Source organism: Chitinophaga jiangningensis (assembly GCF_900142605.1).
In the GTDB taxonomy this organism is placed as follows: domain Bacteria; phylum Bacteroidota; class Bacteroidia; order Chitinophagales; family Chitinophagaceae; genus Chitinophaga; species Chitinophaga jiangningensis.
The window spans coordinates 252,861-267,508 of the sequence record NZ_FRBL01000006.1 but is presented as its reverse complement, the minus strand read 5'-3'; the positions used below and the strand labels follow the sequence as shown (position 1 = coordinate 267,508).

At 46.7% G+C, this 14,648-nt stretch carries 8 protein-coding genes; 4 read left to right on the top strand and 4 right to left on the bottom strand.

Annotation, left to right across the window (positions count from 1 at the left end; genetic code table 11):
• Positions 1–335: 335 nt before the first annotated feature.
• Together BUB18_RS16650 and BUB18_RS16645 are read left to right on the top strand one after the other, a co-directional pair.
• Positions 336–3,737, top strand: coding sequence for a TonB-dependent receptor (locus tag BUB18_RS16650; protein WP_073083261.1), 3,402 nt, complete (start codon positions 336–338; stop codon positions 3,735–3,737).
• 18 nt (positions 3,738–3,755) lie between these two features.
• Positions 3,756–5,525 carry a RagB/SusD family nutrient uptake outer membrane protein gene (locus BUB18_RS16645; protein ID WP_073083260.1) on the top strand — a complete coding sequence of 590 codons (1,770 nt, stop codon included), beginning with the start codon at positions 3,756–3,758 and terminating at the stop codon, positions 5,523–5,525.
• Between the two features lie 225 nt (positions 5,526–5,750).
• Here BUB18_RS16645 and BUB18_RS16640 read toward each other — a convergent pair whose 3' ends face one another.
• Both BUB18_RS16640 and BUB18_RS16635 read right to left on the bottom strand, forming a co-directional pair.
• A complete protein-coding gene (locus BUB18_RS16640) occupies positions 5,751–7,064 on the bottom strand; it encodes a DUF3472 domain-containing protein (protein WP_073083257.1) in 1,314 nt (437 codons plus the stop codon).
• Positions 7,065–7,306: 242 nt separating this feature from the next.
• Positions 7,307–9,709 carry an alpha-ketoacid dehydrogenase subunit alpha/beta gene (locus BUB18_RS16635; protein ID WP_073083255.1) on the bottom strand — a complete coding sequence of 801 codons (2,403 nt, stop codon included), beginning with the start codon at positions 9,707–9,709 and terminating at the stop codon, positions 7,307–7,309.
• A gap of 198 nt (positions 9,710–9,907) precedes the next feature.
• Between BUB18_RS16635 and BUB18_RS16630 the strand changes: the two genes are divergently transcribed.
• Together BUB18_RS16630 and BUB18_RS16625 are read left to right on the top strand one after the other, a co-directional pair.
• Positions 9,908–10,303, top strand: coding sequence for a DUF1573 domain-containing protein (locus BUB18_RS16630; RefSeq protein ID WP_073083253.1), 396 nt, complete (start codon positions 9,908–9,910; stop codon positions 10,301–10,303).
• Between the two features lie 126 nt (positions 10,304–10,429).
• Positions 10,430–11,632: a pyridoxal phosphate-dependent aminotransferase gene (locus BUB18_RS16625; RefSeq protein WP_073083250.1), complete on the top strand. Its 1,203-nt coding sequence runs from the start codon at positions 10,430–10,432 to the stop codon at positions 11,630–11,632.
• Positions 11,633–12,473: 841 nt separating this feature from the next.
• On the opposite strand, the gene carA is transcribed toward BUB18_RS16625, so the two are convergent.
• Together carA and BUB18_RS16615 are read right to left on the bottom strand one after the other, a co-directional pair.
• Positions 12,474–13,586 carry a glutamine-hydrolyzing carbamoyl-phosphate synthase small subunit gene (carA, locus tag BUB18_RS16620; protein ID WP_073083247.1) on the bottom strand — a complete coding sequence of 371 codons (1,113 nt, stop codon included), beginning with the start codon at positions 13,584–13,586 and terminating at the stop codon, positions 12,474–12,476.
• Between the two features lie 138 nt (positions 13,587–13,724).
• Entirely contained in the window at positions 13,725–14,552 is an 828-nt protein-coding gene (locus BUB18_RS16615; RefSeq protein ID WP_073083245.1) for a hypothetical protein, read from the bottom strand.
• Positions 14,553–14,648 lie beyond the last annotated feature (96 nt).

Sequence of the window (14,648 nt, the reverse complement as noted above, 5' to 3'; positions counted from 1 at the left end):
AACATAACCCGGTTTAAATGGCAATAAACACAATACGATCAAGCATTTTTTTATCACCTAAATCAAATTTATGTTTTTAGCAACTCCTTGTCAAACGCAATCCGCAAGCTAACCTGAAAAGGTACATCACAGTGAACAATTTGCCTGAGGAAAATACGCCTCCGCAATCCTGATGCTCACCTAATTCCAAATGACACTAAACCGGACAGCCACGTCACGGACGTACACGCCTGTCCCACTATTCTGGTATCCTTAATCATCCAAACATGCAGTTATTTACAACTCTGCTAAATCGTTTAAGTCGTCACCGACGTCACACCAAAATCTGGAAAGTTATGAAACTAACAACGGTACTTTTGTTGGTAGGTTTCCTGCAGGTAAGCGCCCATGGCCTCGCCCAGAAAATTACCATGAGTAAAACCGACCGGCCGATCCAGGAAGCACTGACTGAAATAGAAAAACAATCAGGCTATAAATTCTGGTACCATGCCGGCCTGCTCAACAATGCAAAAAACGTAAGCATCAGCGTCACCGATGCACCGCTCACCGCCGTACTCGACCTGCTGGTGAAAGACCAGGGCCTCTCCTGGAAAGTGATTAAAGAAACCATCGTACTAAATAAGGCCGCCACACCACCACCACCGGCACTTCCACCGGCCGATACCCTGCACGGGAAAATAGCGGACGAAACAGGCAACCCGGTACCCGGCGCTACCATCCTCGTAAAAGGCAGCAAGAAAGCAACGGTATCCAACGTGAACGGTGAATTCTCCCTGACAAATGTACCCGACAACGCTACCATCGTAGTATCCAACATCGGCTTCCAGACACAGGAAATTGCCGTAAACGGCAGATCACGCATTAATGTGAAATTCCTCGCGGAAGTATCGCAGCTGGAAAACGTAGTGGTAGTAGGTTATGGTACACAAAAGAAAGTAAACCTGACCGGCGCTGTAGCACAGGTATCCGGTAAAGTGCTGGAAAACAGGCCTATCACCCGGGTTACACAGGCCCTGCAAGGGATGGTGGCAGGTCTTAATATCACCTCCACTACCAGCGGTGGTGCACCTAATGCTACCCAGAACATTAACGTGCGCGGCTATACGGGACTTAACGCCTCCGGTGGCCCGCTCATCGTGATAGATGGTATCCAGGGTGGCGACATCAACGCCATCAACCCTTCTGATGTAGAAAGCATCTCCGTACTGAAAGATGCGGCCTCCACCGCTATCTACGGATCTTCCGCCCCTTACGGCGTAATCCTCATCACTACCAAAAAAGGTAAAGCCGGCCAGCCTACTAAAATTACTTACGACAACAATCTGTCGTGGGCACAGGCGATCAACCTGCCTAAAATGATGAACTCACTGGACTTCGCTAACCTCTACAACGAAGCCTTTGTAAACGCAGGCCGCGCACCATTTTTCGATGATGCTACGCTGCAGCGCATCAAGGATTACCAGGCAGGCACGCTCAAGGAAGAAGCCATGAAAAGCCCTTCTGCTCCTAACGACTGGACTTCCTGGAATACATCCAACGCTAATAACGACTGGTTTAAAATCTACTTTAAAGATTTTGCATTCAGTCAGCAGCATAACATCGGTATCAGCGGCGCCTCCGATAAAAGCAACTATTACATAGGCATTGGCTACAACAACAAGGAAGGGATGTACAACTTCGGCGACGATGATTTCAAACGTTTTAATATACGCGCCAACGTTAGTTCCAATGTTACCAACTGGTTGCAGTTTAACCTGCGCAGTACCATCAGTCGCACACTGTACAATACTCCCAATACTTATTCCGGCAAAACAGGCGGTAACTACATGCACCAGATCGCACGTAAATTCCCGACTGTACAACTGAAAAACCCTGATGGCAATTACTCCGACCCAAGCGATGTATTGCTCCACCAGCAAGGCGGACGCTGGAAATACACCGAAGATCAGCCGATGATTACCGGTGAGTTCAAAATCACACCGCTGAAAGATTGGACTATCACCGCCAACTATACCTTTGACGGCGACCTCTATGATGAACAGAACCAGACTAAAACCGTATTCACCTTTCTGCCAGATGGCTCCACTGCGCCTGTCAGCGGTACCACACCGAATAGCTTTTCACGCCTAAATAACCGCTATGAGCATCATATCGTGAACGCGTTTTCTTCCTATGAAAAAAGTTTTAACAAACACAATTTTAAAATACTGGGCGGCTTCACCAGTGAGCTGACCAACTTCACCTCGTATTCTGCATCAAACTCCCTGCTGTATTCCAACGATATCCCATCACTGAATCTGACCTACAACACTACCCCATCTGTAGGTGACGGTATTCGCAGGCTGGCTGTGGAAGGCTTCTTTGGCAGATTTAATTATGCATTTGCAGACAAATACCTGATAGAGATTAATGGTCGCTATGACGGTACTTCTCGTTTTCTTTCCGACAACAGGTGGAAATTCAGTCCGGGTATCTCAGCAGGCTGGAACATCGACAGGGAAAAATTCTGGCAACCGGTCAGCGAAGTAGTGAATACCTTTAAACTACGCGGTTCATTTGGTTCATCACCTGATCAGCTGTTCCTCGGGGATCCGTCTATCAGCACTTATTATCCGTTTTATCCGAGTCTGGCTACTACCCGCCCCAACAGTACTTCCTGGTTATTTGGTGGCGCTAAACAGGCTAGCGTAAGCCAGCCTTCATTGGTAAATCCTGATCTCACCTGGGTAACCACTACTTCCTATGATGTAGGTGCTGATTTTAGCATGTTTAAGGAGAGATTAAATGTCAACTTCGATTATTATATCCGTAAGGCAAATGATTTCGCGGGGCCCGCACAGGTACTGCCGGCCATCCTCGGTGCAGCCGTGCCACGCGTAAACAATGCAGCCATCCGTACAACCGGCTTTGAGCTCACCATGCAGTGGAACGACCGTATCGGACAGGTAGGTTACTCCGTACGCGCTAATCTCTCCGATTACAAAGGAACGGTAGTGAAATACAATAACCCTTCCCGCTCCCTCTCCACCTTCTATGAAGGTCAGAATATGGGCGATATCTGGGGTTATGTTTCTTCCGGCTTATATGCAACAGATGCGGATGCAGCCAAAGCACCCAAAGCACAGTTCTGGAACAGCACCTGGCGCAGCGGTGACGTGATCTATGAAGATCTCAATAAAGACGGTGTTATTAACAACGGAAAAAACACAGTGGACAGCAGTGGCGACCGCCGCATCATCGGTAACAACACCCCACGCTATCAGTATAGCCTGAATCTCTCTTTTGACTACAAAGGATTTGACCTTGGCATCTTCATGCAGGGCGTAGCTAAAAGAGATGCATGGGTGGGCTCCAACTACTTCTGGGGCATCGTTGGAAGTGAGTGGCAGAGCTCTCCTTTCAGTATTCACTACGACCGTTGGACGGCTACCAACCCCGCTGGTTATTTTCCTAAGTTTTACATGAGTTCTGAAAACGATAAGAATACACAAACGCAAACCCGCTATCTCCAGAACGGAGCCTATCTGCGTATTAAAAACCTGCAGCTGGGATATACTATTCCAACGCAGATACTGTCGCGCATCCATGCACAGAAAGTACGTTTATACTTCAGCGTGGAAAACCTTGCCACCTTTACTAAAATGGCCAAAACCATCGATCCGGAACTCTCCATCAGCGATGCGAAAATTTATCCGTTGCAAAGAACCTGGTCTTGTGGCATCAATGTAATTCTCTAATTAAAAACATTTGAGCATATGCGATTTCCGAAGATATTCACCGCCACTATACTATTGTCGTCCGTACTTTTTTCCTGCAAGAAAAGCTTTCTCGAAAGGTCGCCTGAAACGGTGATCAGTGACGCGCAGTACTGGAAAACATCGAACGACCTGAAACTCTACGCCAATAGCTTTTACAATAACTTCCCCGCCTATACGGGCTTTGGTACCATTGGCATTTACGGGGAAGATGCCGATCAGGGTTCGGATAACATGGTATACATCAGCTACAACACCCGTATGAACGGGGAAAGCGTGGTGCCTGCCACCTCCGACACCTGGAGTACTGCTTCCTGGGGTAACCTCCGCAATATCAACTACCTGCTGGCGAATTACAGCAAGGTAAAAGAGCCATGGAGCAATGTAAAAACCTATGTGGGTGAAGCCAGATTTTTCAGGGCTTACTGGTACTTCAACATGCTGCGCAACTACGGTGATCTGCCGTGGGTAAGCCAGGTATTGGACCCTTCATCAAAAGAGGTGTATAACAAAAGATTACCGCGCAATGTGATTGCAGATTCCATCATCGCGGATCTCGACAGTGCGATTGCTTACCTGCCGGCAAAAGGAACAGCACAGGCCAGCCGGGTGTTCAGGGAATATGCACAGGCTCTGCAGGCGCGTATAGCCCTGTACGAAGGTACCTGGGAAAAATACCAGGCCGGTACTCCTTTTGGTGTGAGCGGTGCTACACCTGACAAATACTTACAGAAAGCCGTTGAAGCGTCTGCTGCTGTGATGGCCAGCGGTGTATTCACACTGGATAACGTAGGTAAAAATTACGGTTACTGGTCGCTCTTTAACCAGGTGGATTACAGTGGCAGCAAGGAAGTGATTTTCTGGCGACAGTACAATATTACAACGGGTCCTTCCCATAACTGGCACAGATATACGAATACAGGCGCAGGCAGGGGCTTAACCAAGAGCCTGGTGGACGATTATCTCTGTGCAGATGGTCAGCCAATTTCGGTGAGTAGCCTGTATAAAGGCGATGATTCCCTGCAGTTGGTGGTAACCGGTCGTGATCCGCGCCTGGCGCAAACCATGTATGTCAACGACGGCAACCACATTGTTACCAGCAACCAGCCTAATGGTGCAGCCAACCTGTTATTCCAGGTCCCTACTTTTGATGCAGCCAGCGAAAACCGCCCTGCTACGGGCTACCAGGTGTATAAGGGGCATAATACCGATTATATGCAGCAGTATGCAGCAGAACTAGGTACCACCGGCCTGATCCTGATGCGCTATGCCGAAGTATTGCTGATAAATGCAGAAGCAAAAGCGGAATTAGGGGTTTTAACACAGGGAGATGTAGATCTCACTATAAATAAACTGCGCGACCGTGTAGGTATGCCCAAACTCAACATTGGCGCTATCGTTACCGACCCTAAATGGATATTCCCCCAGTTGAGTGCGGTAATGAACGAAATCCGCCGGGAACGCAGAGTAGAGCTTGCCTGCGAAGGTTTCAGGAGAGATGATATTTACCGCTGGGGCGCAGCACAACGCCTGATTGTAGGCTGGAAACCGAAAGGTGCCAAGCTGAAACAGTGGCAGGGCCGCGTTTCTGCAAGCCTGCTCTCCGGCTATCCGGTAGATGCTAATGGCTATATTGAACCTTATCAGAAGGTAGGAGCCCTGAGCAATGGTTACAAATTCAACGTAAACCGCGATTACCTGCTCCCTGTGCCACTGGGAGAGCTACAGGTGCCAGGTAATACCATGACACAGAATCCGGGCTGGAATTAGGCTTAAAATCAATTTTTTGAGAACCGGCCTTTCATCCATGTAAAGAAATCATTAATTAAGATCACCGCCATTCTAAAGACTGAAATATTACCCCACCTTTGCAGCGCCATAAATAATTAACTAAGCCTGCAACTGATTTAATTCATTTATTTAAAGAAGCCACTACACCAGCACTCTTATATGCTTTGTAGTGGCTTCGCCTATTTTACACGGAGCACCGCCTCATTAAGGAAGTGTGGAAAGGTTTACTGACGGCGCGCTGCCGCTGGATGGACGCGTGTAGGTTACGCCTACACTATTACCCACCTGGCGGAAACCACCACTGTACATATACATCATACTTGTTTCAATGCCTGCACCAATATCATATCGCTGGTGCGCCGCATCAGAAGCAGTGGTAGTGAAAGAAGCCTGTGTCACTTCTATCCAGTTGCCATTTTTAGTACGTACCCACTGGTTGCCATAGCGGGCTTTGAAATAATTTTGACCGTTACTGCCAAAGTTTTCCACAAAGGAATATAATCCTCCCAGCAGCTGTCCATTGGTTTTGGATTTATCCCATTCTGCCAGCAGTTTCCAGGCACCGTTTTCAGGCGCATAGTACCAGGCGGTGAAAAGTGTATGTGTACCAGCAGCCTCGGCGTGTACCAGCATTTTATACGTGTTGCCGGTTACCCATGGAAATACGAGGTAGGTTTGTCCGCCGGACCCCTCATTACCAAAGGCATTATCCACAACGCCTGTGCCTTTTCGCACCAGTGTTACCGCATAATCCGCCGGAATTTCATTCGGATCATTGGTGTTGTAATTACTCCAGATGCTGAAAAGAATCCTGCGCTCTGTCGGGGAATTTACCTGAATACCGAAATAACCATCCCAGAAGCCATTGGTCATGTAATAGGCATACAGCGGATCTGCGCCGGAAGGCACGTTTACTTCTGTGTAGAACCAGGAAATGGCGCTGTCGCCCGGATACTTATAGCTCAGGTGTGTAGCCGGTGCACCGCGATACTGGCTCTTATTGTACTTGAGCCCCAGTGAGCTGGTGATCACCACCGACTGTACATCCGGCAGGTAAGTACCATTTTTTGTAACGGCTTTGATCTCTATGCAATGATAGTTAGCCGACGAAATATTAAATGATCCTACGTTGAGGGTAACATAGGAAGAGGTTTGGTTTACCACTACGTTGTAGGCAGTACCTGAACTATCCAGGCGGATACGCAGCGTATTGGTGTTGCCAGGAGCCTTTACGCGGATAGATACATTAATACTACCGGTAGTAGTTGGATAGAAGTAAACCCTGGTGATGCCGGAAGTATCCGTCCAGGCGCCGAGCCCGGAGGTGCCGATGGTGCCATACCCATTGCTTTGCTCTTTCGGATATACGTAACCGTTACTGTATAGTGTAACCGTGTCCGTTGTAACCAGCTCGGTAGTGGCTTTTGGGGAATTACTTTTTTCTGCCAGTTCACTGTCAATGCTTTTTGCACATGCTGCCAGCAGCAGGCAAAGCATAATAATAGGGTACTTTTTCATGCGTGATCGGATTTTGGTTTAGCATATATTAAGTGCTCCGTGTACAAATGGAATTAACTACGTTCACTGGTGCTTGTCCACTGTTTAAATCAGATTTGCGCTGGGTCGGGTCTTCAACAAAATGAAGGTAATTTTTACATTTATTATTCGCTAATACCGGTTTTTTTTCTGGCAGTATTATGACACAAAAAAAGACCGATCCTGGCGATCGGTCTTTTTTATATTATGAGATGGTTTGTCGGCTATTCTTCCATCATTTCCATCACTATTTTGATCACATCTTCTGCATTTGGTTTGGAGAAGTAATCGCCATCAGAGCCATACGCCGGCCTGTGGGCCTGTGCGCTCAGGGTGCGTGGCGCTACGTCGAGCCAACGGTAACCACCCTGCTCTTCCATCACCTGCTGGAACATGTAGGCGGTACCACCACCTGGCACGTCCTCGTCAGCAAAGAGGATGCGGTTGGTTTTCTTCAGTGATTCAACAATGAGGTGATTGATATCGAAAGGTAATAACGTTTGCACATCAATTACTTCGCAGGAAACACCCAGTTCTTCGAGTGTACTTACTGCCTCTTCCACGATGCGGGTCATGGAACCGTAAGTAACGATGGTCACGTCATCCCCCTGTTTCAAAATTTCAGGGATACCTAATGGCACCGTGTATGCGTCGAGGTTAACCGGCAGTTTTTCTTTCAGGCGGTAACCGTTGAGTGATTCAATCACAATAGCAGGCTCATTGGCTTGCAGTAAGGTATTGTACATACCGGCTGCCTGCACCATGTTACGTGGCACGCAAACATACATACCCCGCAGGGAGTTGATAATCATTCCCATTGGAGAGCCGCTGTGCCAGATACCTTCGAGGCGGTGACCACGGGTACGTACAATCAGCGGACAGTACATGGCGCCTTTGGTACGGTATTGCAGGGACGCCACATCATCGCTGAGTGGTTGCAGTCCGTACAGCAGGTAATCCAGATACTGAATTTCAGCAATTGGGCGAAGGCCGCGGAGAGCCATCCCTATACCCTGCCCCATGATGGTGAGTTCGCGGATACCGGTATCGGCTATACGGAAACCTCCATGCTTTTGTTGCAGGCCTGCAAAGCCCTGGTTTACATCTCCTATTTTACCCACATCCTCACCAAAAGCAAATACTCTTGGGTTGTTGGTAAAGAGCTGGTCAAAGTATTTGTTCAGTACTTCGTAACCGTTGATAACGGTAGGCTCATCGCCGTATTGAGCAGGGATAACCGGCACATTCAGCGCGGAATTGGCGCCGGATGCGTGTAAACCTGAAGTATAGTTTTCCTTTTCCTGTTGGAAGTAGGTATCGTAGTAAGCTTGCAGTTGTTGTACTGCTGCTTCGTTTTTCTGTGCTTTGAGGCGTACAAGGATAGCAGCGGCAGCTTTCAGGATATCGCGGCGTTGCGGCTCGCGATTGGTCTGCACTTCATGAATGGCCTTCTGTACAAATTCTGCTTTGCTGCCTGCAATCGCCAGTACCGGCGTAGCAGTTGCTATAAACTGTTGAACATCGGCTTTAATCGGCGTGATGTATTTTTCCCATGCTGATTTACGGGCATCCTGGGCGGTAGTTTTTGCTTCCGCTTCGATGGCTGTGAGTGTAGCTTCATCTGCCAGGGCATTTTCCAGAATCCAGGAACGCATTTTTACGTTACAGTCGAATTCTTTTTCCCAGGCGAGGCGCTCCTTGCTTTTGTAACGCTCGTGGGAACCGCTGGTAGAGTGGCCTTGCGGCTGAGTGATTTCTTCCACGTGGAAGAGTGCGGGGACGTGGGTTTCACGGATCTTGCGGATGGCAGATTCCAGTACTTCGCACATGCCGGCATAATCCCAGCCTTTGATATTATATATGTCGAAGCCATTGGTTCCGTTAGCTTTACGGAATCCTTCGAGGGCTGCGGAAATGGAGTTTTTGGTAGTCTGGTATTTACGTGGTACAGAAATGCCATAACCATCGTCCCATACGAATACAGCCAGTGGCACCTGCAATACACCAGCAGCATTCATGGTTTCCCAGAAATGCCCTTCCGACGTAGAGGCGTCACCGATAGTAGCAAACGCGATTTCGTTACCGCCGTTAGAGAGGTGTTTCATATCCTGCAGCTCCTCCACTTTACGGAAAAGCTTGGATGCCAGGGCCAGACCTAATGCGCGGGGCATCTGGCCGGCGGTAGGTGCCATGTCAGCAGCAGAATTCTTCATCTCTACCAATGGCAGCATATTACCCTCCTTATCAATATTAGGAGTAGCAAAGTGCGAGTTCATTTGTCGGCCACCGGAAAACGGATCATGGTTCACATCCGGATCGGCGTATAACTGCGAAAAGAATTGTTCAGGAGTGGCGATGCCCGTAGCAAAAGCTACAGTCTGGTCGCGATAATAACCTGAGCGAAAGTCCCCCGGCTGAAAATATTTGGACATCGCTATCTGCGCCACTTCCTTTCCATCTCCAAAAATGCCAAACTTAGCTTTACCGGTAAGAACCTCCTTACGGGCGAGCAGACTAACTTCTCTGCTTACGCAGGCCAACCTGTAGTCATTTAACACCTCCTTGCGGAATTCTTCGAATGACAACCGGCTTTCTATATTCATAGCGAGTTCGTTATTTTCTATCATGCCTCATGGTTAAAGTACAAAAGTAAGGTTAATTATACAGTTCGGAAATGCCTTGAAAATTCATATTTAAAATAATCTGATTTTTTTAATAAGAATTTAATAAATTGTTAGGTAACAAACAGTTTTTGGCCGTAAATTTGTCTGAGAACTTGGAAAAATTTATTTTTTTTAACCAGTCGCTTTTAAAACCAGTATAAAATGAAAAAGTTTCTTCTATCCCTATTTGCAACTCTGTTGATCTCAACAGCACTCTGGGCACAACAAAACCCTGCTGACGCGAAGGTTAAATTCGCGAAAGAAACCATTGATTTCGGCAAAACCGATTTGAACAAGCCGGTGACAGTTGATTTCGAATTCACTAACATCTCAAAAGAACCAGTTTTGATTGAAGCGGCGCGAGCGAGCTGCGGTTGCACGACTCCAAAATGGACGAGTGAACCAATTCTCCCTGGCAAAAAAGGCAAGGTGACTGCCAGCTACAACGCGAGCAGCATCGGCCAGCAAAACAAAACTATCTGGGTTAAATTCAGAGGAGTGGATTCAGACAAAGAACTGCATCTGACTGGTACAGTAGGAAGTCCATCCAGCAAATAACACAAGTTATTTCTTCATAGAAAAAGCCTTACAGATAGTCTGTAAGGCTTTTTTGTTGCCTTTATGTTTGATATCCAGACATCTAATTCACCTATCTTTGCAACGCAAAAGAATCAAAACAATTATATGCCTACCATTAGCCAGAGAGGGAAGGTTATGCCGCCCTCTCCCATCAGAAAACTTGTCCCTTTTGCTGAAGCAGCAAAGAAGAAAGGTGTAAAGGTATATCACCTCAACATCGGTCAGCCGGACATTGAAACACCAAAACAAATCCTGGATGCGGTACGTCATTCTGACTTTAAAATTCTGGAATACAGTCACAGCGCCGGCAACGAAAGTTATCGCCGCAAACTGGTGGAATATTACAAGCGTTTCGATATCGCAGTGAATCACAACCAGATTATTGTAACCACCGGTGGCTCCGAAGCCATCCTGTTTGCATTTATGGCCTGCCTCGATCCGGGAGACGAAATCATTGTGCCGGAACCATTTTACGCGAACTACAATGGTTTTGCCGTAGAAGCTGAAGTTAAGATTAAAACTATCACTGCTAATATCAGCACCGGTTTTGCCCTGCCTGCCATGGAGGATTTCGAAAAAGCAATTACTCCACGCACCAAAGCAATCCTGATCTGTAACCCTAATAACCCAACCGGGTACCTGTACAGTAAAGAAGAGATGGAGGTGTTAAAAACCCTGTGTCTGAAACATAACCTGTACCTGTTTTCCGACGAGGCATACCGCGAGTTTTGCTATAGTGGCAAACATTTCAGCGCTGCCAACCTGGAAGGTATGGACAACAATGTAATCCTGATGGACACTATTTCCAAGCGTTACAGCGCTTGTGGTGGCCGTATCGGTGCATTTGTTACCAAAAACCAGGAAGTACTGGATGCTACCATGAAGTTTGCACAGGCCCGCCTGAGCCCTCCTTCCTTTGCACAGATCGCTGGTGAAGCCGCTGTGGATCTGCCAGCAGACTACTTCGACGGTATTAAGGCGGAGTATCAGAGTCGCCGTGACCTGTTGGTAAAAATGCTCAACGAAATTCCGGGCGTATTCTGTCCGAATCCCGGTGGGGCGTTTTATGCCATGGCGCAGCTGCCAATTGATGACTCCGATAAGTTCTGTCAGTGGATTCTGGAGCATTTCCAGTATGAGGGTCAAACAGTTATGATGGCGCCTGCTACCGGTTTCTATGCTACTGCCGGACTGGGATTGAATGAGGTGCGACTGGCTTATGTGCTAAACCTGGAGGATATCCGGAGTGCGATGATAAGCCTGGCAGAAGCTTTAAAAGTATATCCTGGCCGTACGGCTATCAAATAAAAAAAATCCATTGCAGGAGGTGGATGCTAAAATAAGAGCATAAAACACATTATAAAAAATTTTATATATTGTTTTTTGTCCAAAAACACGATTTTTTTAGGTGCACCTCTTGTAATTTTCGATTTTTGTTTCGTATATTTGATACAGAAACAACAAAGAAATCAAAAACAACCAAAAATAAAAATATTTACATATACGATGAATTTTGCAAAATCTAAACTTGTTTAAGAATAATTTAACCTGCAGAATTTTTCAAAACGTTCTTTTGGTCCGACCTTTGGATTACAATTACAGGATTGAGAAAATGGAATTATCAACAATCTGTAAAAAAACTAAGTTTAACTAAAACGTTTTAGCAAAATATCGTATTTTTGTATCAGTTTTTCATAACGTGGAATTTATAAAGGCAAACGGCTCTGATCACAGAGCCGTATTTTTTTGCCCTAAAGGCTGATTTCGTCCCTGATTATTGCGTTTTTGTCGCTTTTTCCCGTGATTTCGAAAAATTTACCCACTCCTTTTACTTATTGCACATGTTTTTTTTATAATATTGTTATGTAATAAAACGGCGGAACATACCCGTGCCTCGGCATGGTGATATTTTTCGTTTGTTTTCATAACGTGGAATTTTAAAATGCAACGGTCCCGACTCTTCGGGACCGTGTCATTTATATACATTATCATATTCCAGAGAACACCCGTGCCTGCGGCACGGGTGTTCTCTGGGTTCAAATGAATGCCTTCGGCATTCATTTGAACCCAGAGAAAGCTAAATACAAAAAAAATCCCTCCGCGACACCGCGAAGGGACCCTCTAAAAGAAAATATCTGATCTAACTGAATTATTTCATGTTAGCCTTGATCATGGTAAAGAAATCATCAAACAGGTAGCGGCTGTCGTGCGGGCCCGGAGTGGACTCAGGGTGGTACTGCACAGAAAACGCAGGCTTGTTTTTGATCCGGATACCTTCTACGGTATTGTCGTTCAGGTTGATGTGTGTTACTTCCACATTTGGATTCGCTTCCACCGCTTTCGCGTCTACAGCAAAACCGTGGTTCTGGGTAGTAATTTCACATAAACCGGTCTGCAGGTTTTTCACCGGATGGTTCAAACCGCGGTGACCGTGGTGCATTTTGTAAGTTGGGATGTCGTGTGCCAGCGCCAGCAGCTGATGACCGAGGCAGATACCAAACAGCGGCTTTTCAGCAGCCAGGATCTGTTTTACAGTATCAATCGCATATTTCAGCGGGGCCGGATCCCCAGGACCGTTAGAAATGAAGTAGGCGTTAGGTTTGAATTCTTCCGTTACTTCAAATTTGGTGTCGGTTGGGAATACTTTCAGGTAGGCACCTTTTTCAGACAGGCATTTCAGCATGTTACGCTTTACACCGTTGTCCATCACCGCAATGCGGATAGCTGCTTCCGGATCACCTACAGTGTAAGCTTCTTTGGTAGAAACTTCCTGGCTGAGTGCGAGGCCTTCCATGGAAGGAACTTTCGCCAGTTCAGCTTTCAGTTGGTCTACGTCCAGGATCTCGGAGGAAATGATGCAGTTCATAGCACCTTTGCTGCGGATATGAGAAACCAGCGCGCGGGTGTCTACATCATAAATCGCTACCAGGTTGTTGTCGGCCAGGAACTTTTCCAGTGATTCATCGGCCATCTTCCTGGAATAGTTGTACGCGATATTCTTAGCGATCAGACCACTGATCTTAACAGTGCTACTTTCTACGTCATCGGACTTAGTCCCGTAGTTACCGATGTAGCAGTTGTTCATAATAAGGACCTGTCCTTTGTAGGAAGGGTCTGTAAACACTTCCTGGTAACCCGTCATACCGGTATTGAAAGCTAACTCACCGGCAGCAGTGCCAATTTTCCCAAAAGCTTTTCCCTGAAAAACCGTACCGTCGTCTAACAGCAGTATGGCAGGTTGGATGGTTCTTGTCTGAGGCATTTCTGGTATCTGTCTTGTTTTATTTTTTTAAAAAAAACCTTCGAGGGCTTGTGCCCAGGAAGGTTCGGATAAAAAACCGTGCAAAGTTATGAAATGCAAGCCTTAATTCCAGATTTTTTTACCTCAGATTTGTAATCGCTATTTAATTTTAACAGATTTCAGTACGCGGGCGGCTACTTCCTGCCCCACAGGGTCATCGTCCCGGTAGTTAATATGGATCTGCCAACGGCTGCTTTCCCGCACTATGACGAGGTTTGAAAAGCTGAGCTTGATAGCGCCTTTGTATATATAGGTTCCTTCCTCCAGGGTTCCCTGTAATCCGGAAATTAATACCGGAACAGATTTGCACTGGATATCCGTGACCATTCCTCCATCCTGCAGTGCTTTGTGACTGCTGCTTACTGCCGATTCCAGGGAGTTATCGGATCCCGGCTTGTAACTGCGCAGGTTGACGGCTATTTGTACACCACCGCCATCTTCATTCCGGTAAGTTTTTGAGTATTCCACACTGGCGGCCTCTTCCGGTTTAAGGGGCTGGTCGTGCACCCATAATTTAAGTGGCGTGCTGATTTCCAGCGCATGCCGGCCAATGGTGGCGGTATGCCAGGCGGCATATAAGCTTGATGTAGGTACTTTCGGATATAGGAGCGTATATACGGCCCTTTTCCCGAAGAGTGTACCTGCACCAGCGATACAGATAAACAGAAGAGTAAAGAAGATAATCACTTTTCCCCGGTTCTGTGGCTGCATCTGCCGGTTTACCCAGGCGGTGAATATATTTTTGCGGGGAACTTTGATGGTGACGCCCACTGTTTGCTGAAATTCGGCAAAGGTAGCCATGGGGTGCGACTGACGCCAGTCTGCAAAAGTAATTTGAAATTTTTTGCCACAGGATTCACAGAAGGTCTGGTACTCAGACTTCATGACATTGGGATGCTGACAGTTTGCACAAATCAGGTATTTCATAGGGACGGTCAGGTTTTTATGGTATTTCGCTACGGTAAATATACAATTTTTTATAAATATATTTAGGTAGATGTTAAGGCTATAAAGCAGAAAGGC